21 protein-coding genes are annotated in these 24,281 nt (G+C 66.9%); 6 read left to right on the plus strand and 15 right to left on the minus strand.

What is annotated here, in order from left to right; all coding sequences use genetic code 11:
- Positions 1–6 precede the first annotated feature (6 nt).
- The 5 genes from A5651_RS09080 to A5651_RS09100 form a co-directional block, all read right to left on the minus strand.
- Positions 7–1,494, minus strand: a complete 1,488-nt coding sequence (locus A5651_RS09080) for a DUF6350 family protein (RefSeq protein ID WP_066978989.1) — start codon at positions 1,492–1,494, stop codon at positions 7–9.
- Positions 1,495–1,555: 61 nt separating this feature from the next.
- Positions 1,556–2,419: a DUF5336 domain-containing protein gene (locus tag A5651_RS09085; protein ID WP_066978529.1), complete on the minus strand. Its 864-nt coding sequence runs from the start codon at positions 2,417–2,419 to the stop codon at positions 1,556–1,558.
- A gap of 120 nt (positions 2,420–2,539) precedes the next feature.
- Positions 2,540–3,670 (minus strand): dimethylsulfone monooxygenase SfnG, encoded by a 1,131-nt coding sequence (sfnG, locus tag A5651_RS09090; protein WP_066978992.1) that lies wholly within the window; start codon positions 3,668–3,670, stop codon positions 2,540–2,542.
- Positions 3,671–3,732: 62 nt separating this feature from the next.
- A complete protein-coding gene (locus A5651_RS09095) occupies positions 3,733–4,896 on the minus strand; it encodes a type III PLP-dependent enzyme (RefSeq protein WP_066978533.1) in 1,164 nt (387 codons plus the stop codon).
- Positions 4,865–5,392: a hypothetical protein gene (locus tag A5651_RS09100; RefSeq protein WP_066978534.1), complete on the minus strand. Its 528-nt coding sequence runs from the start codon at positions 5,390–5,392 to the stop codon at positions 4,865–4,867. The genes A5651_RS09095 and A5651_RS09100 overlap by 32 nt, the downstream gene beginning before the upstream one ends.
- Before the next feature lie 180 nt (positions 5,393–5,572).
- On the opposite strand from A5651_RS09100, the gene A5651_RS09105 reads away from it, so the two are divergent.
- On the plus strand, positions 5,573–6,421 hold the full coding sequence (locus A5651_RS09105; RefSeq protein WP_066978538.1) for an LLM class F420-dependent oxidoreductase: 849 nt from the start codon (positions 5,573–5,575) through the stop codon (positions 6,419–6,421).
- On the opposite strand, the gene A5651_RS09110 is transcribed toward A5651_RS09105, so the two are convergent.
- The 5 genes from A5651_RS09110 to sucC all read right to left on the minus strand — a co-directional run bounded on the left by A5651_RS09110 (position 6,379) and on the right by sucC (position 11,133).
- Positions 6,379–6,960: a TetR/AcrR family transcriptional regulator gene (locus A5651_RS09110; protein WP_066978541.1), complete on the minus strand. Its 582-nt coding sequence runs from the start codon at positions 6,958–6,960 to the stop codon at positions 6,379–6,381. The genes A5651_RS09105 and A5651_RS09110 overlap by 43 nt on opposite strands.
- Positions 6,944–7,378: an SRPBCC family protein gene (locus A5651_RS09115; RefSeq protein ID WP_066978544.1), complete on the minus strand. Its 435-nt coding sequence runs from the start codon at positions 7,376–7,378 to the stop codon at positions 6,944–6,946. Before A5651_RS09115 ends, A5651_RS09110 begins: the two co-directional genes overlap by 17 nt.
- Positions 7,379–7,418: 40 nt before the next feature.
- Positions 7,419–8,948, minus strand: a complete 1,530-nt coding sequence (locus tag A5651_RS09120) for an acetyl-CoA acetyltransferase (protein WP_066978547.1) — start codon at positions 8,946–8,948, stop codon at positions 7,419–7,421.
- 94 nt (positions 8,949–9,042) lie between these two features.
- On the minus strand, positions 9,043–9,957 hold the full coding sequence (sucD, locus tag A5651_RS09125; protein WP_066978550.1) for a succinate--CoA ligase subunit alpha: 915 nt from the start codon (positions 9,955–9,957) through the stop codon (positions 9,043–9,045).
- Between the two features lie 12 nt (positions 9,958–9,969).
- Positions 9,970–11,133, minus strand: a complete 1,164-nt coding sequence (gene sucC / locus A5651_RS09130) for an ADP-forming succinate--CoA ligase subunit beta (protein ID WP_066978551.1) — start codon at positions 11,131–11,133, stop codon at positions 9,970–9,972.
- 240 nt (positions 11,134–11,373) lie between these two features.
- Here sucC and A5651_RS25945 point away from each other — a divergent pair, with 240 nt between their 5' ends.
- Together A5651_RS25945 and A5651_RS09140 are read left to right on the plus strand one after the other, a co-directional pair.
- A complete protein-coding gene (locus A5651_RS25945; RefSeq protein ID WP_066978554.1) occupies positions 11,374–12,474 on the plus strand; it encodes a M23 family metallopeptidase in 1,101 nt (366 codons plus the stop codon).
- 2 nt (positions 12,475–12,476) lie between these two features.
- Complete coding sequence (locus A5651_RS09140; RefSeq protein WP_369803931.1) at positions 12,477–13,073, plus strand: hypothetical protein; 597 nt, start codon at positions 12,477–12,479, stop codon at positions 13,071–13,073.
- Between the two features lie 3 nt (positions 13,074–13,076).
- Here the strand turns inward: A5651_RS09140 and pcrA are convergent, their stop codons facing one another.
- Positions 13,077–15,404, minus strand: coding sequence for a DNA helicase PcrA (gene pcrA / locus A5651_RS09145; RefSeq protein WP_066978560.1), 2,328 nt, complete (start codon positions 15,402–15,404; stop codon positions 13,077–13,079).
- Positions 15,405–15,534: 130 nt separating this feature from the next.
- Between pcrA and A5651_RS09150 the strand changes: the two genes are divergently transcribed.
- Positions 15,535–15,834, plus strand: a complete 300-nt coding sequence (locus A5651_RS09150) for a chorismate mutase (RefSeq protein WP_082943664.1) — start codon at positions 15,535–15,537, stop codon at positions 15,832–15,834.
- 66 nt (positions 15,835–15,900) lie between these two features.
- Here A5651_RS09150 and A5651_RS09155 read toward each other — a convergent pair whose 3' ends face one another.
- Positions 15,901–17,943, minus strand: coding sequence for an acyltransferase family protein (locus tag A5651_RS09155; protein ID WP_082943665.1), 2,043 nt, complete (start codon positions 17,941–17,943; stop codon positions 15,901–15,903).
- Positions 17,944–18,003: 60 nt separating this feature from the next.
- Positions 18,004–19,473 carry an NAD-dependent succinate-semialdehyde dehydrogenase gene (locus tag A5651_RS09160; protein WP_066978566.1) on the minus strand — a complete coding sequence of 490 codons (1,470 nt, stop codon included), beginning with the start codon at positions 19,471–19,473 and terminating at the stop codon, positions 18,004–18,006.
- Positions 19,474–19,522: 49 nt separating this feature from the next.
- Between A5651_RS09160 and pgi the strand changes: the two genes are divergently transcribed.
- Positions 19,523–21,190 carry a glucose-6-phosphate isomerase gene (gene pgi, locus A5651_RS09165; RefSeq protein ID WP_066978569.1) on the plus strand — a complete coding sequence of 556 codons (1,668 nt, stop codon included), beginning with the start codon at positions 19,523–19,525 and terminating at the stop codon, positions 21,188–21,190.
- Positions 21,191–21,285: 95 nt separating this feature from the next.
- Here the strand turns inward: pgi and A5651_RS09170 are convergent, their stop codons facing one another.
- On the minus strand, positions 21,286–22,035 hold the full coding sequence (locus tag A5651_RS09170) for an SDR family oxidoreductase (RefSeq protein ID WP_066978571.1): 750 nt from the start codon (positions 22,033–22,035) through the stop codon (positions 21,286–21,288).
- A gap of 26 nt (positions 22,036–22,061) precedes the next feature.
- Between A5651_RS09170 and A5651_RS09175 the strand changes: the two genes are divergently transcribed.
- Complete coding sequence (locus tag A5651_RS09175) at positions 22,062–22,628, plus strand: chorismate mutase (RefSeq protein WP_066978574.1); 567 nt, start codon at positions 22,062–22,064, stop codon at positions 22,626–22,628.
- Positions 22,629–22,648: 20 nt separating this feature from the next.
- Here the strand turns inward: A5651_RS09175 and A5651_RS09180 are convergent, their stop codons facing one another.
- Entirely contained in the window at positions 22,649–24,223 is a 1,575-nt protein-coding gene (locus A5651_RS09180) for a succinic semialdehyde dehydrogenase (protein ID WP_066978577.1), read from the minus strand.
- Between the last annotated feature and the right edge of the window lie 58 nt (positions 24,224–24,281).

Here is a 24,281-nt window from a genome sequence, read left to right on the forward strand (position 1 = left end):
TGCAGCCTAGTCGTCGGACGGACGCGGCCGGTCGCCAAGGGGGCCCGGCGTGGCAGCGTCGTCGTCGTCGATGAACTCGAGGTCTTCTGGATCGGGCAGGTCGTCGTCGACGTGGGGGCGGCCCACCTGCGCCGTCGACACCGGCCCTTCGTCAGGGGGCGTCGCGAAGGGCGGCTGGAATTCGGTGGGCCCGGCGTCGGGTTCCGGTGCGAACACCGGCTCGAGCTCCGGTTCGGGCTCGAAGGCGGGCTCGAACTCGTCGTCCTCCTCCCGGACACCGGCTTGGTCGACATCGACGTTGTGGCGCGATCTACTTTCACCTTTTCGCCCGAACTCACGTTTGGGCGCACCAGCCGCGGCGGGCGCGCGGCGGGCGATGCCGCCGGCCATCGCCACGGTCAGCCCCCCGATCGCCACGAACCACAGGAACACCGCCGGGCCGAAGGTGCCCTGGTCGACGCCGACATGTCCGAAGTTGCCGAGCTCGCCGCCGCCGGCACAGCCGAGCAGCGCCATCGCCGCCGCCGCGATCACCGACGCGAGGACCAGCTTGCCCAGCGCGGGCAACAGCGGCAGAGGCCGTCGTCCACACTGCTGGCCGACCACCACAGCCGAGGCCGCGCCGACGATCAGCAACGCAACCCACACCGGGCCCAGCGGTGGCGTCGGGAGCGCCGCGAGCACCGGCAGCGCAGGGATGTCGCCGCCGAACACGGTGAACGAGCTGAACGTCGCGATCCCGACGTGCGCGCTGGAGCCCACGGCGACGGCCGAGGTCCCGACGATGACGTTGGGCGCATACAGCGCCGACAGCAGCGTCAGGCTGAGCTGGCCGAAGAACGAGTCGGTGATGGCATACGCCTCGTGCATCGTCGACCAGTGCACGACCAGCGACAGCGACGTCACCGCACCCGACAGCCCGAACAGTGCGAGCACGCCCGCGACCGCGGGCCTGCCCGCGTCGGCCACCCACGGCGGCAGCCCGGCGGCGCTCACCAAGCGTCGGCCTGCGCGTGACCCCACGCCGATGGCCGCGCCGATCGCATGCACGGCCAGCACGCCGGCGAAAGCGCGCAGCGCGTTGGGTGTCTGCAGCTGGGTCAGCACCGACGAGGCGTCGTGGATAACCGCCAGCGAAATGGCCGCGATCAGCAGCGGGCCGCCCACGGCCGACGCCACGATCCAGCGGATGATGAACCAGGACCCGTTCGGCGAGGTGGCCCCCGCTGTGGTGCGCGCGGTCCCCCAGACCATCGCCAGCACCGGAAGAAGCGGCATCACGCCCAGCTCGCGGCCACCGATGGAGATCGGCACCTGGTGTACACCCAGCCACATGCTGGCGATCGCGCCGGCCGCGCCGGTCATGTCGCTGTTCGCGATGAGCAGCTGCAGCAGCACTACCGCGGCGATGATCACCAGCGCAACCGCCGAAGGGCCGAACGCGACCCGGAACAGATCGCGAGCCTGGCGACTGCCGACCGACCTGTTCTCCACCACTAGCGGTATAGCAGTTCTTTGCTCGCGTGCGCGGTATTCACGCACGCGAGGCTAAAGACTACGACGGCGTATTGCCGGACTGATTCGGCGAAGACGACGACTGCTGCCCCTGGCCAGGCCCCTGTCCCGACGGACCCGAGGAGGCCGGCGGCTGGCTGTAGGTGGGGAAACCGGTCGGCGGGGTTGCGGGGCCGCCGTGCTGGCCGATCGCCGCGAAGCCTCCGGTGGAGGGCTGGCCGCCGGAATAGCCGCCGCCGTACTGGCCGGGGTAGGGCGGACGCTGCTGCTGTTGCGGGCCGCCCTGTTGCGGTGCGTGCTGACCGTAGTACTGGTTCGGCTGGCCGTAGGGCCCGTAGTTGGGCTGCTGCTCGTACTTCGGCTTGGGCGTCGGCGCGGTGATGATGCCCGAGTCGAGCAGCAGCGCGCCGATGGCGACCGCGGCCTGCAGGAAACTCAGCAGGATCACGACGTAGAGGGCCCAGCCGATGCTGACGCCTTCGGGCTTGAGGATGAGCTCGGCGAGCACGAGGAGGAAGCCGAGCACCGCGATCGCCGCGATGATGCCGACGGGCGCCTTCTGCCGTGGCAGCAGGGCGGCCGCGGCGATCAGGCCCGATACCAGCGCGGCGACAACTGCCAGGTCGAGGCCGCCGGTGGAGGCGCTGGCGCTGCCGCCCTGCGGGAAGTCGCTGTTCTCGACCGTGAACTGGTCACCGAAGTGGAACAGGTACACGAGCAGACCGAGTACGGCGACGGCCGCGAGCAGGATGAACGGCAGCTTGCTCGGACCGGCGGCCGTGGAATCGGCAGCCGACGTCGACGGCTGCTGTTCGATCTTGCCGAATTGATGGGTGGGGGCGCTGAACTGAGTCGTCGGCTGCTGGCTGGGCGGGTAACCGGAGCTACTGGGCGGGTAGGTCATGACCTCTCCTGCTTTTGGTTGGACGTCGCTGCGCGCGACGCTGCGTCGGAACGCCGTTCACGGAACTCGCGAGTTGGAGATCGCAAAAAGCGATTCGACACCACGCTAGCGCACGCTGCGTCAAGCAGATACGAGCACCGGAGCCCCGGCGCCCTCCTCCTCGGCGTTCTCGATCTCGCGCACCAACGGAAGCACCCGCGAACCGAAGTAGGAGATCTCCTCCTGGAAGTGCAGGAAGCCGCCGAGGATCAAATCGACGCCCCTCTTGCGATAGGCCGCAATGCGTTCCGCGATCTGTTCGGGCGTTCCGATCAACTGTGTGCGGAAGCCGTCGTTGTATTGCACCAAGTCTTCGAAGGTCGAATCGGCCCACATGCCGCGCTTGTCGGCGGTCGAATTGCCAGCTTGTTGTACGGCGGCTTTGAAACCTTCCACAGCCGGACGGTTGGCCTTGGCCACGATTTCGCGCAGAGTCTCCTTCGCCTCGGCCTCGGTGTCGCGGGCGATGATGAACCCGTTGAGCCCGAACTTGACCTCGCGGCCTGCGTCGCGCGCATGGTCGCGGACGTCGACGACCTGTTCGGTCACGCCGTCGAAGTCCTTGCCGTTGGAGAAGTACCAATCGGCGTGGTAGCCGCCGTTGCGCCGTGCGGCGGTCGAGTTGCCGCCCTGAAAGAGCTCCGGGTTGGGCCGGTCGGGGGTGTTCGCCGGTTTGGGTTTGAGGGTGAAGTCGTGGATGCGGTAGAAGTCGCCGCGAAGATCGACGTTGTCTTCGGTCCAGATTTTGCGCAGCACCTGCAGGAACTCCGCGCTGCGGCGATAGCGCTCGTCGTGTTCGAGCCACGGCTCCCCGAGGTGGGTGAATTCGTCCTTGAACCAGCCGGAGACGACGTTGACGGCGAAGCGGCCGTTGCTGAGTTGGTCGGCGGTGGCGCCCAGCTTGGCCAGCACGGCTGGGTGCCACAGTCCCGGGTGGACGGCGGCGATCACCTTGAGGCGTTGGGTGGCCAGCAGCAGCGCCAGGCTGAAGCTGGTGGACTCGTGCTGGTACTCGGCGCCGTAGCTGGCCTCGTAGCGGACCTGCGACAGGGCGTAGTCGAAGCCGTTGTTCTCTGCGGTCTGCGCGAGCTTGACGTTGTAGTCGTACCCCCAGTCGGTGCGCTGCTCGATGTCGCTGGTGACCAGTCCCCCGCTGACATTGGGCACCCAGTACGCGAATTGGACATGATCTGCGATCCGTTCGGTCGTCATGGTGTGCCATGACAACAACTTCGCCACGGATCGTCGCGGGTAAGGCTCTCGTTGAAGGAAAGTCACACTTCGACGATCGGCGTGGCCGGGATGCCGTTGAAGCGTGATGACGTGACCGACGTATAGGCGCCCATCATCGGGCTGACGACAATGTCGCCGACGTCGAGGGCCGGCATCGGGTAGTCGCGGGCGATGACGTCGGCGCTGTCGCATGTCGGCCCGGCCAGAGTCACCGCTTCGCAGCCGCCGACACCGTCGACCAGCTCGCGCAGCGCCAGAATCGGCGGATGCACGTCCTCGGTCATGACGTTGGAGTAGCTGCCGTATATGCCGTCGTCGAGGTAATGCCATTGACGCCCGTCACGCACGGCGCTGCCGACAACGCCGGTCAGCAGCGTCATGGCATCGGCGGCGAGGAAGCGGCCGGGTTCGGCCAGCAGGGTGAACTGGTCACGGCGGCCGCCGAGGACCTCGTCGACGACGGCGGAGATGTCGTCGATTGCCGGCACCGGTTGACGGTAGCCGACCGGAAACCCACCGCCGATGTCGATGGTTCGCGTTGTCACTCCGAGGGTTTCGTCGATGTGGCCGATGAGCTCGAGCGTCCCGCGCAGGGCTTGCCGATACGCCTCGACGGACGTTCCCTGGCTGCCGACGTGAAAGCTGAAGCCGCCGAAACGAACTCCCGTCGCCAGCACCTGTTTGACCACCAGTTCCGCCTCGGCAGGCGCGACGCCGAACTTCGTCGAGAGGTCCGATTTCGCTGTCGGGTTGGGGAACGCGAGCCGCACGAGCACCTCGATGTCGCCGGGCAGACCCGTGAACTTCTGCGCCTCGAGGGGATTGTCGACGACGAAGGTACGCACGCCGGCGATGTAGGAATGGTCGATGTCGGTCAGCTTCTTGATCGGGTTGGTGTTGATGCAACGGTCGATGGGAAGGCCGAGCTCACCGATGGTGTCGACCTCGGCCTTCGTTGCGACGTCGAAGCCGCAACCGTTGGCGGCGACCGCGCGCAGCACGGCGGGGTGCGGCAACGTCTTCACCGCGTAGTGCAGCCGGAAGCCGGGTAGGCGCGAAGCCAGCAGCCGGCATTGCTCGACGACGCGGTAGCGGTCGAGCACCAGCAGCGGAGTGCCGTGCTGTGCGACGAGGGCACGCCAACCCTCGGTGTCGCAACGGGTTTGCAGCGTGTCACGCAGCTGCGACCGCAGTGACGGTTCCATCGTTGACCCCCCTTCGAGGCTGCGAGCGCGTTGCCAGCAGCGACTTGAACTGCTCGTAGCTGAAGATGGCCAGTACGTAGAACCCGATGTCGGAGAACAGCTTTCCGAAGATCCAGCCGGCGACCACGCTGTCGAACATGATCGGACCGAGGTAGTAAGCCAACGGCCGGATCGCGATGCCGTCGATCAGCTCGGCCGGGCCGAATTCGATTGCGACGCTGCGAAACGCGAACAGGTTCGCCAGCACCAGACGCGCCGGTATGGGCCGGCTCTGGTACTCGCGGTAGGCCCAACGGATCGCATTGGTGTAGGCGACAGCGTAATAACCGGCCGATGCGCCGACCGTCGCGGTGATCGCTGCGGCGGCCATCGATCCGGTCAGCAGATAGGCGACGGCTGCGCCGCCAAGCTCGCCGATGGTGCCTGCGATTTCACACGGCAGATAGCGACGGACCCACTCCCCCAATTTTCGACGACTGTTGCCCCCGACCTTCATGACTTCGAAGTGTCGGGGCGCGCGTCCCGCACGTCGCGAGTAAGGCACTACCCCAGTCATCCTGTGACGAGCGCCACAACGGGTGCGACCGCAATCTTCACGTGCGGTTCATCTGCGGCTGTGCACGTCAAACGCCACCCGGCCTTGCCGCCGTGACTGGAACACGTTCTAATTCTGGGTATGGACTATGGGCTCGTACTCTTCACCAGCGACCGCGGGATCACCCCGGCTGCGGCCGCCAAGCTGGCCGACGACCACGGCTTCACCACCTTCTACGTGCCCGAACACACCCACATCCCGATCAAGCGCGAGGCCGCTCACCCGACCACCGGCGACGAGTCGCTGCCCGACGACCGCTACATGCGCACCCTTGACCCGTGGGTGTCGCTGGGCACCGCCTGTGCGGTGACCTCCCGCGTGCGGCTGTCGACGGCCGTCGCGCTGCCCGTCGAACACGACCCCATCACGCTGGCCAAGTCCATCGCCACGCTGGACCACTTGTCGGGTGGCCGCGTCAGCCTCGGTGTCGGGTTCGGTTGGAACACAGACGAACTCGCCGACCACAATGTGCCGCCAGCCCGTCGACGCACCATGCTGCGCGAATACATCGAGGCCATGCGCGCGCTGTGGACCCAGGAAGAAGCCGAATTCGACGGCGAGTTCGTGAAGTTCGGACCGTCGTGGGCCTGGCCCAAGCCCATTCAGTCGCACATTCCGGTGCTGGTCGGCGCGGCGGGCACCGAGAAGAACTTCAAGTGGATCGCCCGGTCTGCCGACGGCTGGATCACCACCCCGCGCGACTTCAACATCGACGAGCCGGTCAAGCTGCTTCAGGACACCTGGGCCGCCACCGGCCGCGACGGCGCACCCCAGATCGTCGCGCTGGACTACAAGCCAGACCCCGAAAAGCTGAACCACTGGCGCGAACTCGGTGTGACCGAGGTCCTGTTCGGCCTGCCGGACAAGCCCGAAGAAGAGGTTGCCGACTACGTCGAGCGCCTGGCGGGCAAGCTCGCGGCGCTGGTCTGAGCCGACCGCAGCAGGACGACGAACGCCTGCGCCGCCGCGTCAACGCCTGGGTCGTCATCGGTGGCGACGAGGTCGAGCAGGAGCCCGCGGGTGACGGCCAGCCCCAGCCTCACCAATGCCGGGTCGGCTGCACCGCCGGTCTTCGCGTCCACTTCGGCGAGCCAGGAGTGGACGGCACCGGGCAGCATGCGCGCGAACGGCTTTTCGCCCTGCGCGCCGCGCGCGTAGCACTCGAAGAACAGCCGCTCGAACGGTCGCAGTTCGGGCCGCCGCAGATCGGCCCACATGGCGGCCATCGCGTCGGCAGGCTCGCTGTCCCCCTCTGGTAGGTCCGCCATCTGCCTGGCTTCGACCTCATCGACGATCGCGAGCATCAGTTCGTCACGGGAACCGAAGTGGTGCAACAGCATTCGGTGGCTGGTGCCGACCGCTTCAGCGATCTCACGCAGTGAGCGGTCACCGATGCCGCCCTCGGCGAAAGCGTCGATGAGGTCGTCGAGCAACTGTCGACGCCGCTCGATGTCAGGAGGTCGAGCCATTCAATTGCTCGCTGCGCGCCTTGAGGCCCTCCGCTTCGAGTTCGAGGTAACGCTTGGTGGTGCGCCGCATAAATCGGGCGACCAACGCGCCGATCGGGCCCTGCTGGTCGAGCCGTTGCCGCACCCGCGTGCGGTCACCATCAGGGCTGACCTCGTGCACGGCGACGGTGCGACCGCCGGGTGAGCGCAGCTCCCACGTCCACGAGACGCCTCCGTCGACCGCGGTCACGACCCAGACCAGCTTCGGCAGCCGGGGCTGCTTGATCTCGAACCGCTTCCCGACCGCGAGGCCGGGCCCGTCGAGCGCCTTCAGGCTGGTCACCGACGTCGTCCACTCCGGCCAGCGCTCGACGTCGGAGAACACGTCCCAAACCAGCTGCGCGGGAGCGTCGATGCCGATGGCGCTGTCGGTAATCATGTACCAGATGGTACAAGAACTGTCGACGGGTGGGAAGGCACTAGGCCAAGTGCGCGCGGTTGCCCTGTTCGGTGGTCGTCACGATGATGCGGGCGCCGAGCGGATCGCCATCGGACAGCAGACCGAGAAGGTCGTCGTCCTCGGTGAGCGCCATGAACCGGGAGTTGTCGGCCACGAGCCTGCCGACGATGACCCCGGTACGCACCGGCCAGTCGTAGCGCACCGAGTAGGTCTCGACCGTCGCCGGGCCGTCAGCCTTCTCCGTCACGGTCACGGTCGGCAGCGCGGCCACCTCATCGTTGAGCACCGCGCTGCGGTCGGCGCGCCAGTCGATCGGCAGCGTCGAATAGATGCCGACGGAGTACTTGCTCATCGTGCCGCCGTTGGCCCCGACCAGGCCGAATTGTCCTGGCCTGTCACGCATTTCGGCGACAGTCTCGGCGATGGCATGAAGCGAGTAGCTGTTGCCAGGGCCGCCGAAATACGGCAGGCCGCCGGTGAGTGTCAGCCCGCGAGGGTCGTCGCCGTCGATGCCGAGCGCTTCGCACATGACGAACACCGGAAACGGGAAGCAGCTGTACAGGTCGAAGGTGGCGATGTCGTCGACGCCGATTCCGGCAACCCGCAACGCTTCTCGGGCCGCGTGCACGGTCGCGGGACTGGCGCCGAGGTCGGCGCGTTCCAGCAGGCCCTGTTCGACCATGTCGGAATGGCCGTGCAGATACACCCACTTCTCTTCGGGCACACCGAGTCGACGCGCCGCCTCCACAGACATCATCACCGCGGCGGCACCCTGGTTGACCTGATCGCGGGCGACGAGCAACCGCGGATACGGGTCGCAGATCATCCGGTTGTCGTCGGTGACCGTGACGATCTCGTCGACCGAGCGTTCTACGGGTGACGACGAATACGCGTTCTTGGCAGCGACTTTCGACAACGGTGCGAACAGCTCGGCCATCGCGCGCCGGTAGTCGGCGACGCTGAGTCCGAGCCGGCCGCGGCGCGCGTTGTCCAGCAGGCCGTACTGCACGGGCGCACCCGTCAGTCCGTGTGTGATGGTGTATTCGCTGACATATTGGAAGATCTGGTGGCCGCGATCCTCGAGCTGGCCGTCGATGTGCTCGGTGAAATCGGGCTTGTCGTCGCGTTTGGCGTAGTAACGCAGCGTCGAGCCGTTCTCCGAGCCGATGATCATCACGACGTCGCGCTCGCCGTTGGCGATCGCCGTGCCGAATTCGGTGACCAGCTTCTGCGGCCCCTGGCCGCCGACGGGTTCGATGACCGACCGGGCGGGCTGCGCGCCGAGCCGCTGCATCACCGAGCGCGGGTAGTTGTTGGACTTGCCCAGCGGCGCGGGCATGCCCGCGGAGATCTCGAACTGCCGCAGCCCAACGACGGCATCGACCGCCTTGGCGACCTCGTCAGGGTTCGCCCCGGTGTCGGCCAGCGCCGATTTGGCCGCCTCGGTCGCCAGCTCCACCGCGGACATTCCGCGGTAGCCGGGGTCGTCGATGCTCTCGGTGAACTGACCGACGCCGACGATCACCGGTGTGCGCGGGTCGACACCCATGACAAACCTCCTGACGACTGTTAATTCGTCAGGCTAACCGAAATCTGGAACGTGTTCCTAATCCAGCGGCGTCTGTCACACCCCGGCGACGGGGCTACAGGCTCTGCAGGATTTCGCGGGCCAGCTTGGCGGTTTCCGAGGGCGTCTTGCCGACCTTGACGCCCGCGGCTTCCAGGGCTTCCTTCTTGGCGGCCGCGGTGCCCGACGAGCCGGACACGATAGCGCCGGCGTGGCCCATCGTCTTGCCCTCCGGCGCAGTGAATCCCGCGACGTAGCCGACGACGGGCTTGGAGACGTTGGCCTTGATGTAGTCGGCCGCGCGCTCCTCGGCGTCGCCGCCGATCTCGCCGATCATCACGATGATCTTGGTGTCGGGGTCCTTCTCGAACGCCTCGATGGCGTCGATGTGGGTAGTACCGATGACCGGATCACCGCCGATGCCGATCGCGGTCGAGAAGCCGAAATCGCGCAGCTCGTACATCATCTGGTAGGTCAGCGTGCCGGACTTCGACACCAGCCCGACGGGGCCGCTGCCGGTGATGTTGGCCGGCGTGATGCCCGCCAGCGCCTCACCCGGCGTGATGATGCCCGGGCAGTTGGGCCCGATGATTCGGGTCTTCTGACCTGCCTCGCCGTTTTTGGAAATGTTGTAGGCCCACGCAAAAGCGCTGTCCTGCACCGGAATTCCCTCGGTGATGACGACCAGCAGCGGGATCTCGGCGTCGATGGCCTCGATGATCGCGTCCTTTGCGAACTTCGGCGGCACGAAAACGACCGACACGTCGGCGCCGGTCTCCTTGATGGCCTCGGCGACGCTGCCGAACACCGGCAGCTCGACGTCCTTACCGACCTGATCGACATGCGACACGCTAGTGCCGGCCTTGCGCGCGTTGACGCCACCGACGACCTGAGTGCCGGCCTTGAGCATCAGCGCAGTGTGCTTGGTGCCCTCACCGCCGGTGATGCCCTGGACGATGACCTTGGAGTCCTTATTCAGAAAAATCGACATAGGTTGCGTCCCTTACTTGTTCGCCAGCTCGGCGGCTTTGTCCGCACCGGCGTCCATGGTGTCGGCCTGGATCACCAGCGGGTGGTTGGCATCGGCGAGGATCTTGCGGCCTTCGTCGACGTTGTTGCCGTCGAGCCGGACCACCAGTGGCTTGTTGGCCTCGTCGCCGAGCATTTTCAGCGCGGTCACGATGCCGTTGGCCACCGCGTCGCAAGACGTGATGCCGCCGAACACGTTGACGAACACGCTCTTGACCTGAGAGTCGCCCAGGATCACGTCGAGGCCTGCGGCCATCACCTCGGCCGAGGCGCCACCGCCGATGTCGAGGAAGTTCGCCGGCGTCACGCCGCCGTGCTTCTCACCGGCGTACGCGACGACGTCGAGCGTCGACATCACCAGACCCGCGCCGTTGCCGATGATGCCCACGGACCCGTCGAGCTTGACGTAGTTGAGGTCGTTTTCCTTGGCCTTGAGCTCCAGGGGATCGGTCGCGTCGCGGTCCTCGAACTCCGCGTGCTCGGGGTGGCGGAAGTCGGCGTTGGCGTCCAGGGTGACCTTGCCGTCCAGCGCGAGGATCTGATCGTCGGGCGTGCGCACCAGCGGGTTGACCTCCACCAGCGTCGCGTCCTCGGCGATGAACACCTCCCACAGCTTGGCGATGGTCACCGCGGCGGCGTCCAGCACCTCGGCGGGCAGGTGGCCCTTCTCGGCGATCTCGCGGGCGAAGGTCTCGTCGACGCCCTTGGTCGCGTCGACGGGCACCTTGGCCAGACGGTCGGGCTTGGTCGCGGCGACCTCTTCGATCTCCATGCCGCCCTCGACCGAGCACATCGCGAGATAGGTGCGGTTGGCGCGGTCGAGCAGGAAGGAGATGTAGTACTCCTCGGCGATGTCGCTGGCCTCGGACACGAGCAGCTTCTTCACGATGTGGCCCTTGATGTCCAGGCCGAGGATGTTCTGCGCGTGGGTGAACGCGTCGTCGGCGGTGGCCGCGTACTTCACGCCGCCGGCCTTACCGCGGCCGCCGGTCTTGACCTGCGCCTTGACCATGACCGGCTTGCCGATCTCCTCGGCGATGGTCTTGGCCTCTTCGGCGGTTGTCGTCACGCGGCCGGGTGTGGTGGGCACGTTGTGCTTGGCGAACAGCTCTTTCGCCTGGTACTCGAAAAGATCCATCAGCTCGCTGTCTGTTAGAGGTATTGATGACCGAGTCGGGCTCGGGGGAACTTTATCGACCCGAATCGTGAACCTCGGCACCGCCTACCGGTCATGTGGCAGAACTCACCCGTACGTCTCGGGTGATACAAGTCACAATCCCCGATGGAATAGCCTCTGCGGTTGCGACCAACATTGGCGTTTGGTTAACGTCTACCGGTCGAGATAACGTTCTGATCACGACTAGAAGGATATTTTAGGTTGGCGGCGCATCGTTCGTTCCATTCTCCAGCAGGAGGGGCGACGAACGCACACCGCAGAGGGACAGACCTCGCGCCCGCCGAGATCACCGACATCATTCCGTTCAACGAGTTCGGCAAGCTCGATGACCTGGACTTTCAGAGCAATTCGGCGTTCGACCGCGAGTGCCAAGTCATCAAGGCGCCGGAGCTGGACGACCTCCTCGACACCGACGATCTGATCCCGCTGCGGCTGGCCGTGCCGTCGGAGTTCCGACCCGAGCCGCCCGACGAGTCGACGCCGACGCGCACCGCGCGGACAGCGCGGACAGCGACACGCGCCTACCGCGACAGCAGGACCGACGTCAGCGACGGCGTCGCGGCCACCGACATCCTCGACCTGAGCGCCCGTCGCGCGGCCCAGCACCGCAAGGAGACCGCGAGCGCGGTCAAGGGCCGGCTGATGATCGCCGCGATGGCCGCAGGCGCCACCGCGGCCGCCGCACACTCGGTGATCAACAAGTCCGACACCTCCACCGCCGACACCGTGCTGGCCGCCGACCAGTCCGCCATTGCGGGCGCTGGGATCTCCGGGTCCAGCGGCGGGATGCAGGTGATCACCGTCGCCTCGGCCGCCAACTCCGCGGTGCACGCCGAGGAGATCACCAAGGCCGCGGCGTTCGCCCAGGAGCGGGCCGAGCGCGAGGCCCGATTGCAGCGCCCGTTGTTCGTGATGCCGACGAAGGGCGTCTTCACGTCCGGGTTCGGGTACCGGTGGGGCGTGCTGCACGGCGGCATCGACATCGCGAACTCGATCGGCACGCCGATCGTCGCCGCCGCCGACGGCGTGGTGATCGACGTGGGTCCGACCGCCGGCTACGGAGCGTGGGTCAAGCTGCGGCATGCCGACGGCACCGTCACGCTGTACGGCCACGTCAACACCTGGACGGTCAGCATCGGTCAGCGCGTCTGGGCCGGCGATCAAATCGCCACGATCGGCAACCGCGGCAACTCGACTGGCCCGCACTGCCATTTCGAGGTGCTGTTGAACGGCACCAACCGCATTGACCCGGTCGGCTGGCTCGCGCAACGCGGGCTGTCGCCGGGGACGTACTCTCCGTAAGTGTGAGTGATCCGGACCTTCCTGCTGAGTCCGATGTAGATCCGTCTCCTCCGTCCGATGGGGTGTCCGCGCCCAAGACCGGCATCATCCGGCGTGCGCCGACGGGATCCTTGCCCGCTCTCGACGATCCGAGCACCACGCACATCGGGCACATCGGCACCGGCGACCACCCCGAGCATCAGACCACCTACATTCCGCGGGCCAGGCCGCTGTCGATCCGCGGCCGCCACGCGGCCCGGCCGAAGACCGCCGCCGCCACCGCGGTGTTCGCGATCTTCAGCGGCTGGGCCACCGGTGTCATCGCCACCGATCTGATCACCGGGTGGTGGGCGTCGGACCGGCTGTTCTGCGTCGCGGTCGGATTCCTCACCTTGGTATCGGCGGCGGCGCTGATCAGCGGATTGATCGCGCTGCTGCTGCGGCGCCGGATGGCCCGGCTGCTGGTCGTGGTGGGCTCGGTGATCGGGCTGATGATCTTCGCGAGCCTGTTCATCGCGGGCGCGAAGCTGGCGCCCGTGGTCTACGCGATTCCCGCGCTGCCCGCGGTGACGATTGTGCTGACGCTGCTGCCCGCGACCGCCCGCTGGGCCCGCCCCTGAGCCCTACAGCTTGCTGATCGGCGCGTGGTTGTGCATCAGCTTGACGCGGCCCGCGCTGCCGAAGTCGATCAGCGACATCGCCGATTCGCCCATGCCGGATACCTCTTCGACGCGGCCCAGGCCGTACTTGTCGTGGGTGACCCGGTCGCCGGGCTCGAGCACGATCAGCGGACGCTTGCCCGCGGCGGTGCGGGTCGGCGACGGCCTTCTCATATGGTCGGGCGTCCCGTAACGGCCCGCGTTGCCAACGGGCGCCGAGAGGGATGACGGCGCGGTGTCGGTGCGCCGCCAGTCGATGAGCTCTTGGGGGATCTCGCGCAGAAACCGCGACTCGGGGTTGAGCATCGGCTGCCCCCACGACGAGCGGACCTTGGCCCGGCTGAGGTAAAGCCGTTGGCGCGCACGGGTTATGCCGACGTAGGCCAACCGCCGCTCCTCGGACAGTTCGCTTGGGTCACCCAGCGCCCGCATGTGCGGGAACATGCCGTCCTCCCAGCCGGTGACGAACACGACGGGGAACTCGAGGCCCTTTGCGGTGTGCAGCGTCATCATCGTCACCACGCCGGCGCCATGCTCGGGCAGCTCATCGGCGTCGGCGACCAGCGACACCCGCTCCAGGAACGCCGCCAGCACACCGGTGTCGGGAATGTCTTCGTCGTCCAGATCGGTGCCGAGCGCCTGCGCATTGGCTAGGTCGGTGCTGAATTCGTGTGCGACACTGACCAATTCGTTCAGGTTGTCCAATCGGGCCAGATCCTGCGGGTCACTGGAGGCCTCCAGCTCGGCGCGGTATCCGGTGCGGTCGAGCACCGCATCAACGACGCTGCCGAGCTCATCATCGAGCTTCCCGCGCAGGTCGTCGAGCAGCTCGACGAAGCCAGCGATGCACTTCTCCGCGCGGGTGTTGAGCATCGGCACCTTACCTTCGGCGGCGGCCTGCAGCGCGTCGTTGAAGCTCAACCCGGTGTTCTCGGCGTAGACGGCAACGCACGCCTCGGCTCGGTCGCCGATGCCGCGCCGCGGCGTGTTGAGGATGCGCCGCATGCTCACCGCGTCGCCGGGGTTGTCGAGCACCCGCAGGTAGGCGACGATGTCGCGGATCTCTCTGCGCTCGTAAAAGCGAACGCCGCCAACGACTTTGTACGGAATGCCCGCACGGATGAAAACCTCTTCCAGCGCGCGCGACGAGTTGTTGGTGCGGTAGAACACCGCGACGTCGTTGTAACTGAAGCCGTTATCGGCCAGCGCGTCGATCTCTTCTGCGACGAAGCGGGCCTCGTCGTGCTCGTTGTCGGCGACGTAGCCGACGATCAGCTCGCCTTCCCCCGCATCGGTCCACAGCCGCTTCTCGCGACGGCCGCTGTTGCGGGCGATCACGGAGTTCGCGGCGTTCAGAATGTTCTGCGTCGAGCGGTAGTTCTGTTCGAGCAAAATCGTTGTGGCATTGGGGAAGTCGCGCTCGAAGTCCTCGATGTTGCGTATGGTCGCGCCGCGGAACGCATAGATCGACTGGTCGGCGTCGCCCACCACGCAGAGCTCGGCGGGCGCGACGCCATCGACGGTTTCAGTCCCGACGAGCTCGCGCACCAGCACGTACTGCGCGTGGTTGGTGTCCTGATACTCGTCGACGAGGATGTGCCGGAAGCGCCGCCGGTAGTACTGCGCGATCTGCGGGAAGGCCTGCAGCACTGCGACCGTCTCGCCGATCAGGTCGTCGAAGTCCAGGGCGTTGGCTGCCCGCAGCCGTCGCTGGTATTCGGCGTACACCTCGGCGATGATGCGGGCCAGGTCTTCCTCGGCCTCGTGCGCCTCGGCGGCGGCCTGCTCGGGCCCGATGAGCTCGTTCTTCAAGTTCGAGATGCCGTTGGCCAGCAGCCGCGGCGAATACCGCTTGGTGTCCAGGCCCATGTCCTTGCCGATCATGAGCAGCAGGCGGCGGGAGTCGTCAGCGTCGTAGATGGAGAAGTTGGAGTTCAGGCCCGGCAGCAGCGAGGCCTGATTGCGCAGGATCCGCACGCAGGTGGAGTGGAACGTCGACACCCACATGGACCGAGCCCGCGGGCCCACCAACCCCACGACCCGCTCGCGCATCTCGGCGGCCGCCTTGTTGGTGAACGTGATGGCCAGCACCTGCCCGACCCCGACCTCACGGGCGGCCAGCAAATAGGCGATCCGGCGTGTAAGGACCGCCGTCTTGCCCGATCCGGCGCCTGCGACGATGAGCAGCGGCGACCCTTCATGCAGCACCGCCTGGCGCTGCTGCGGGTTCAGCCCTTCGAGAAGCTGGTCAGCGGTGTCGTTCGGCGAGGGATGGCTCAAGTGCACAGTCATGTCTGCCCCATAACTTACCGCTGCGTTGAGACATTCTTTGCCGTGACTGCGGCAAAGATGTCACACTTGTCCAAGTGCTCAGTCCACTCGAGTCCGGCGAACTCGCCTCTTGTGTCAGGCCCGCAACGGCATGAGACCACAACCCCCACACAATGAGGAACCAGAAATGTCTATCGAAACGGAAGCCGTGCCTGACATCGACGATCTGCGTCTGGAAATCGACCGCCTGGACGCCGAGATACTGGCCGCAGTGAAGCGTCGCACCGAGGTGTCGAAGCTGATCGGCAGGGCCAGGATGGCCTCCGGTGGGACCCGGCTGGTGCACAGCCGCGAGATGAAGGTCATCGAGCGCTACAGCGAGCTCGGCCCCGAGGGCAAAGACCTTGCGATGCTGCTGCTCCGCCTCGGCCGCGGCCGGCTCGGGCACTGACCTCTCCGCTCCCCGCGATTTCGGCGTGAAAACCCGCGGTGAGCGCGGGAAATCACGCCCGGATCGCTAGCGCAGCGCGTCCTCCAGCCACGGCGTCAACCATTTCACGGCTTCCGGGGTGGGATGAAGACCGTCCATCCGCATCCTGATCCCGTCGACCCTGTTCGTGTAAGTGCCGTTGGGGCACAGCTTCTCGTTGAGATCGAGCACGGTCGCGTTGCGGTACCCGCCGACGATGCGGCGCAACAACGTGTTCCACGCGTCGACGCGACCGGGCTTGTCCTCGGGGTACAGCGACCCGTCAAGACGCTCCCCGCGGCGGCTGTACGGGGCGGTCGTGACGACGATGCGGGCACCGGTCGAGCCGAGGATGTCCATGGCGCGGCGCAGTTCGCCGCTGAGGTATCCGTCGAAGGCGGAGTCGCCGACGTGTGTCCAGATGCCTTCGTTGACGCGATCGACGGTCTCCCAGCGGCCGATGGTCAGCAGCACGACGTCGGGTTTGGCGTGGCTGATCCGCTGGGCCCACCGTGCAGGCCACGTCTCGCATTCGGGCTTCTGCGTTAGGGTCTCGCCGGTCGACCGGTACGGCCCGCCGCGGGCAATGCCGCAGCCGATCGTGGTGAAGTCCAGGAACTTGAACCCCGGCGTCGGCGGCAGATACCGCATCATCGTCCACGCCATCGAGTCGCCGAACACTGCGACCGTGCGGGTGCCGGGAGCCATCCGCGCCGTGCCCCCGACTTCGACGGGCACCTCCGGTTGCACGGCGGCGGCCAGCACGTCGGGGCCTTGCGGGCCCGCGTCGCCCTGCCGGATGCCGACCGGTACGACGACCATGGTGGCGACGGCCGCGGTGGCCAGCGTCGCGGCGGCCAGCCGCAGTTGCGGCACATGCAGCGGCCGCCACCGCTTTACCGGCTGCTCGATCAGCCACCACGACATCGCGGCGACCGCCACGGTCGCGACGGCGCGAATGGCGAACAGCGGCAGGCCCGTCAGGCCCGTGCGTTCCCCGTTGAGCACACCGAACACCGGCCAGTGCCAGAGGTAGACGCCGTAGGAGATCATGCCCAGCCACACCAGCGGCGGCAGGGCGAGCGCGCGCGCGACGAGGCCGCGCTGTTCCAGCGCCACCGGCGCGACGACGAAGACGGCCGCGACGGCCACCACGACCAGCAGCCCGCGACGGAACTCGCCCGCGCTGCCCGTCGCGAAGTGCGCGACGACGCCGAGCATCATCAACCCGATCACCGGCAGGATCTGCGCGACCCGGCGTGCCGAGCGCGGCCTTATCTGCCTGCCGTAGCGCGCTAGCGCCGGCCAGTCCGTCACCAGCAGCGCCGCCGCGCCCGCCCCGACGAGCAGCGCCTGCACGCGGGTGTCGGTGCCGAAGTAGACGCGGTTCAGCGAGGCGTCGTCGGCCAGCAGGCACGCCTCGAGCGCCGACGCCACCGCGCCTGCGACGGCCAGCCCGCCGATGACCAACCGCACGGCGCGCAGCGTCGGAAGGGCGTCGCGGCGCCTGGCGAGCAGCGCGAGCCCGACAGCGACGGCCACCAGCACCAGCGGCCAGACCAGGTAATACTGCTCCTCCACCGCCAGCGACCAGGTGTGCTGCAGCGGTGACGGGGTGTCACCCTGGGTGAAGTAGTCGGTGTGGCGAAAAACGAAGAACCAGTTGGCAACCCAGAAAAACGCGGCGACGGCGTCGTCGCGCACGGCGGCGACCGCATCGGACGGGAACAGCTCGCGCAGCACGACGACGGCGAGCACCATGACGATCAACGCGGGCAGCAGCCGTCGCGCGCGTCGCACCCAGAACCCGCGCAGGTCGATGCCGCCGGTGCGGCCGAGCTCGTCGAGCAGCAGCGAGGTGATCAGGAAACCGCTGAGCACGAAGAACACGTCGACACCGATGAATCCCCCGGCGACGCCGGGGATTCCGCCGTGGTCGGCCAGCACCAGCGCGACGGCCAGCGCGCGAACGCCGTCCAGCGCGGGGATTCCGGCCGCGCCGCCACTGCCGCGGCGAGGCCGGTCAGATGCCCTCGGGGCACCCCGATCGATGGCGCGCTCGGGCGCCGCGACCCACCGCTGGCCACTCACTGGTGGAATCTTTCCTGCGCAAGCAGACGCAAAAGCGTCCGACACGCCGTGTGTGGCCGGTTACTTCGTGAGCGCGATGTACTTCGTCTCGAGGTACTCCTCGATGCCCTCGAATCCGCCTTCCCTGCCGAAGCCCGATTCCTTGACGCCGCCGAACGGCGCGGCGGGGTCGGAGATCACCCCGCGGTTCACCCCGACCATTCCGGACTCGATGGACTCTGCGACGCGCAGCGCACGGTCGAGGTCGCGGGTGTAGATGTAGGCGGCCAGGCCGTACTCGGTGTCGTTGGCGGCCGCGATGCCCTCTTCCTCGGTGTCGAAGCCGGCGATCGGCGCGACGGGGCCGAACACCTCCTCCTTGAGGATGCGGGCGTCGGCGGGCACGTCGGCCAGCACGGTCGCGGGATAGAAGTTGCCTGGACCGTCTGGTGCCACGCCGCCGACGGCGACGGTGGCGCCGCGCGACACCGCGTCGGACACCAGTTCAGACACCGTGGACACCTGCTTGGCGTTGATCAGCGGGCCGAGCGTCGCGGATTCGTCGATGCCCTTGCCCAGCTGGAACTCGCTCATCCGCTTGACCAGCTTTTCGGTGAACTCCTCACGAACCGCGTTGGCGACGTGGAAGCGGTTGGCGGCCGTGCATGCCTCGCCGCCGTTGCGCATCTTGGCCAGGATCGCGCCCTCAACCGCGGCATCGACGTCGGCATCGTCGAACACGATGAACGGCGCGTTGCCGCCGAGCTCCATCGACGTGCGCAGCAGCGCGTCCGAGGATTGCTTGACCAACATCTTGCCGACGCCGGTGGACCCGGTGAACGTCAGCTTGCGCAGCCGGCCGTCGTCGATCAGCGCCTTGGTCACGCCGCCGGAGTCCGTGGTCGGCAGCACCGACAGCACGCCCTTAGGCAGGCCGGCCTCATCCATCAGCTTGGCCAGCAGCAGCATCGTCAGCGGAGTCTCCTGCGCGGGCTTGACGATCATCGTGCAGCCCGCAGCCACTGCGGGCCCGATCTTGCGGGTGCCCATCGCCAGCGGGAAGTTCCACGGCGTGATCGCGTAGCAGGGGCCGACGGGCTCCTTGGTGACGATGATGCGGCCGCTGCCTGCGGGGCTGGGGCTGTAGCGGCCGTGGATGCGCACGGCTTCCTCGGCGAACCAGCGGAAGAACTCTGCGCCGTAGGTGACCTCACCCATGCTTTCGCGGAGCACCTTGCCCATTTCGAGGGTCATCAGCGTCGCGAGGTCCTCGGCGCGTTCGGTGATCTTCTCGAACACCGATCGCAGCACCTCGCCCCGTTCGCGCGGCGGGGTGGCCGCCCAGTCGGCCTGCGCCGCTGCGGCCGCATCGAGCGCGGCGATCGCGTCCTCGGCCGTGGCGTTGGCGACAGAGACCAGCACCGAGTCGTCGGACGGGTCGAGCACGTCGAACGTCGACGAGCTGTCCTTGATGGGCTGACGCTCCTCACCGCCGATCCAGATGCCGGTGGGAACAGACTTCAGCAGGGCTTCAACTTCCCGGGTATCCATAAGTCTCTCTTACACCTTTGTTCACACGCCCGCACTAACCTCTTGAGGCATGGGCGCCCAGACGCAGCAGATACCCGACATCACCGCCACTCAAGCGTGGCAAGCGCTTGCGCGTCATCATGATCAGATCCGTGACGCGCATCTGCGCGAGCTGTTCGACGAGGATCCGGATCGCGGCTCGGAGCTGACGTTGACGGTCGGAGATCTCTACATCGACTACAGCAAGCACCGAATCACGCGTGACACCGTGAAGCTGCTCATCGAGCTCGCCCGGGCCGCCGGCCTCGAACAGCACCGCGACGCGATGTTCGCCGGCGTGCACATCAACACCTCCGAGGACCGAGCGGTACTGCACACTGCACTGCGGCAGCCGCGAGGCGCCGAGCTGACCGTCGACGGCCAGGACGTTGTAAGCGACGTGCACGAGGTGCTGGACCGGATGGGCGAGTTCACCGATCGGCTGCGCAGCGGCGAGTGGACCGGCGCCACGGGCCAGCGGATCACGACCGTCATCAACATCGGCATCGGCGGCTCGGACCTCGGCCCGGTGATGGTCTACAACGCGCTGCGCCACTACGCCGACGCCGGCATCTCGTGCCGGTTCGTGTCGAACGTCGATCCCGCCGATCTGGTGGCCAAACTGGCCGGACTCGACCCCGCCACAACGCTTTTCGTCGTCGCGTCCAAGACGTTTTCGACACTGGAGACGCTCACCAACGCGACGGCCGCGCGACGCTGGCTCACCGACGCGCTGGGCGACGCGGCGGTCGCCAAGCACTTCGTCGCGGTGTCGACCAACAAGAAGCTGGTCGACGATTTCGGCATCAACACCGACAACATGTTCGGGTTCTGGGACTGGGTCGGCGGGCGCTACTCGGTGGACTCGGCGATCGGGTTGTCGGTGATGGCGGCCATTGGCAAGGAGCGATTCGCGGAGTTTCTGGCCGGATTCCACATCGTCGACGAACACTTCCGCACAGCACCGCTGGAGGCGAATGCGCCTGCGCTGCTTGGCCTCATCGGCCTGTGGTACAACAACTTCTTCGGCGCACAATCGCGCGCGGTGCTGCCGTACTCCAACGACATGGCGCGGTTTGCCGCCTATCTGCAGCAGCTGACCATGGAGTCGAACGGGAAATCCGTGCACGCCGACGGCACACCCGTCACCACCGACACCGGTGAAATCTTCTGGGGTGAGCCGGGAACCAACGGCCAGCATGCGTTCTATCAATTGCTGCACCAGGGCACGCGGCTGATCCCCGCCGACTTCATCGGGTTCAGCCAACCGACCGACGACCTGCCCACCGCTGACGGCAGCGGCAGCATGCACGACTTGCTGATGAGCAACTTCTTCGCCCAGACCCAGGTGCTGGCGTTCGGTAAGACCGCCGACGAGATCGCCGCCGAAGGCACGCCGCCAGAAGTGGTGCCGCACAAGGTGATGCCGGGCAATCGGCCCTCGACGTCGATCCTCGGCACGCAGCTGACCCCGTCGACCATCGGCCAGCTGATCGCGCTCTACGAGCACCAGGTGTTCACCGAAGGTGTCATCTGGGGCATCGACTCGTTCGACCAGTGGGGAGTCGAGTTGGGCAAGACGCAGGCCAAGGCGCTGCTGCCGGTGATCACGGCCGACGCGTCGCCGCCGAAGCAGTCGGACAGCTCAACCGATGCGTTGGTGCGGCGCTACCGCACCGAGCGCGGCCGCAGCGCCTGAGCCTGCTTTTCGTCGAAACGATATTCCAGCACGCAAAGTTCGAGAGAGGGCGTGCTGGAATTCCGTTTCGCGGAAAAGACGCCGCGCGAGCGTGTCTAGGCGAACGGCTTGGTGAGCCGCGGCGGCAGCAGCTTCATCACCTGCACCAACGGCGCCCACGGCCAGAACGGCACCGCGGCACGGCCGGATTCCCGCTCGATCGCGTTGACCATGGCCTTGGTGCCGGTTTCGTTGTCGACCATCAACATCGTCGACGCCGACTTGGCTGTCATCTCGGATTCGATGTAGCCGGGCTCGAGGACCGTTATCTTGATCGGCCCGTTCGGGTACTCGGCGCGCAGCGACTCGCCCAACGAGGACACCCCCGCCTTGCTGGCGGCGTAGGCGGCCTTGACGCCGGGGACACCCTTATTGCCCAGCACCGACGAGATCAGCACGAGGTGGCCGCCGCCGGCGTTGGTGAACATCTCGATGGCCGTCTCGATCTGCACCAGGGCGGCGATCAGGTTGGTCTCGATGGTCGCCTTGTTGGCCCACAGCTTGCCCGAGCCCAGCCGGGCGCCCTTGCCGATACCCGCGTTGACGATGATCCGGTCGATGCCGCCCAGCTGATCCTCCAGCTCGGCGAACACCTTGGGTACCTGGTCGTGGTCGTTGACGTCGAGCGCGGCGACCGCGACGTTGATGCCGGGGTGCCGCTGGGTGAGCTCAGCCTTGAGCTCCTCGAGGCGATCGACGCGACGGGCGCATAGCGCGACGTCGCGGCCCTTGGCGGCGAACGCCCTGGCCATGCCCGCACCCAGACCGCTGCTGGCACCGGTGATCAAGATCTTCTGCCGTGTCACCCGGATAGCCTAAGCATGATGGGCGCATGACCCGTAATCGAAGAGCTGTTCTGCTGCTGACCGGACTGCTGATCGGCCCGCTGCCCGGGGTCGCGTCTGCCGAGCCCGCCGGTCCGCTGTACCGGCTCGTCGACACGGCCGCACAGCGGCTGGCGACGGCCGACCCGGTAGCGGCCTCCAAGTGGATCGACGGCGGCCCGATCACCGATGCGCAACGCGCCGATCAGGTCCTCAACGCCGCCGCCGACGACGCCACCGCCCACGGCGTCGACCCCGGCTATGTGCGGGCCGTGTTCACCGACCAGATCCACGCGACCGAAGGCGTGGAGTACATCCGGTTCGCACAGTGGAAGTTCGATCCTGCCGCCGCACCGACGTCGGCCCCCGACTTGGCCCAATCCCGCGCCGCGATCGACGGCTTCAACACGGTGATGGTGGATGAGATTGCCTTGCAATGGAATTCGCTGCACAGCCCGTCTTGTCCCACCGACCTGCAACGAGCAGTAGAAGCGGTCGGCGCCAGCAGGCAACTGGACGCCCTCTACCGACAGGCCTTGTCGTCTGCTACACGCTCGTATTGCGGGCTCAGCTAAGCGAACGGGCAGCCTCAGCCCTACTTCACACCGGGAATGCGACGAAGCGCCTTCAGCCCCACGGTCATAACACGGGCATACCGGTCGGCGCGAATCCATGACGGCGCACCGACGGGCAGCACCCGCTCGGTCGCGATCGTCTGGGACTCGGTGTACTTCAGGATCCCATGCTCGCCATGGCGGCGCCCCACCCCGGAGTCCTTCATGCCGCCCATCGGCGCGTCGACCGATGCCCACGCCGCGGCATAGGCCTCGTTGACGTTGACGGTGCCCGCTTGCAGGCGCGCAGCGACCCGCCTACCGCGGTCCGGATCTGAGGTCCACACGCTGAAATTCAGTCCGAATCGGCTGTCATTCGCCTTCGCGATCGCCTCCTCCTCTGATTCCACCGGGTAGAGCGAGACCACCGGGCCGAAGGTCTCATCTTGATACGCGTCCATCCCGTCGCGCACACCGGCCAGGATCGTCGGCTCGTAGAAATACGGGCCGATGTCTGGCCTGGCCTGCCCGCCGGCGAGCACCGTCGCGCCTTTGGCAACCGCGTCGTCGACATGCTGCGTGACCGTCTCCAATTGTTTTTCGTTGATCAGCGACCCCATGTCAGCTGAATAGTCAAGGTTTGCAGTGAGTTTCATGGCCTTCGTAGCGGCGACGAAGCGATCGACGAAGTCGTTCCACATGGTTGTCGGCACGTAGATGCGTTCGATAGAGATGCACAGCTGGCCGGAGTTCGAGAACGCTGCCCGCACCGCACCACGCGCAGCCTTACCGACATCGGCGTCGTCGAGCACGAGGAGGGCGTTCTTTCCGCCCAGCTCCATCGAATAGTCGATCAACCGCTCGGCGGCTTGCTTGGCAACCGTCCGGCCGGTGCTCGTCGAGCCGGTGAACATCAAATAGTCGGCCTCCTCGATGATCGGGCTGCCAAGTTCCGAGCCTGGTCCGGTGACCGTTTGCACCAGGCCGGGCGGCATGCCTGCCCGCTCGAGCATCGCGACGGCCCATAGATGCGAGAACGGGGTTCTGTCATCCGGTTTGGCCAGTACCGCGTTGCCGGCGACAAGCGCTGGCAGTGCGTCGCTGATTCCGAGGGTGAGTGGATAGTTCCACGGTGAAATGACGCCGACCAGCCCCTTCGGATGATGGTGTTCCCACACCTCCGTGAGCATCAACTGCACACCTTGTCGACGCTTGGGCCGTAGGTAATCCTCGGCGGTGTTGGCGTAGTAGCGCGACGTGAGCGCGACATCGATGACCTCTTCGAAAGCGTGCCTGCGGGCCTTTCCGTTCTCCAGCTGGATCAGATCGAGCACCTCGTCCTGATGAGCCAGCACCAAGTCGTGCAGTCGCACCAGCACTTCGGCGCGTTCGGATATCGGTCTGGCGGCCCACCGCGCCTGCACTTCACGAGCGCGGCGTGCGGCCGCGGCGACGTCGGCGGCGGTGCAGTGTGGCACCTTGCCGAGCATCCTGCCCGTCATCGCGTCGGTGATCTCCCGGTGACGGGAGGCGTCGGCAGCGGATACCCGTTGCGCCAGGTCTTTCAGCAGCGGAGCGATGCGAGTGGCGCTGCCGGGAGTCTGCAGTGTCGTCATGGCGTTGCTCTCCAAACAGGGTCGGTTCGGCTTCGTCGCGGCGTCTGTGTGCCATGGA

The sequence above is a fragment of the Mycobacterium sp. 1274761.0 genome (assembly GCF_001668615.1).
Lineage (GTDB): Bacteria > Actinomycetota > Actinomycetes > Mycobacteriales > Mycobacteriaceae > Mycobacterium.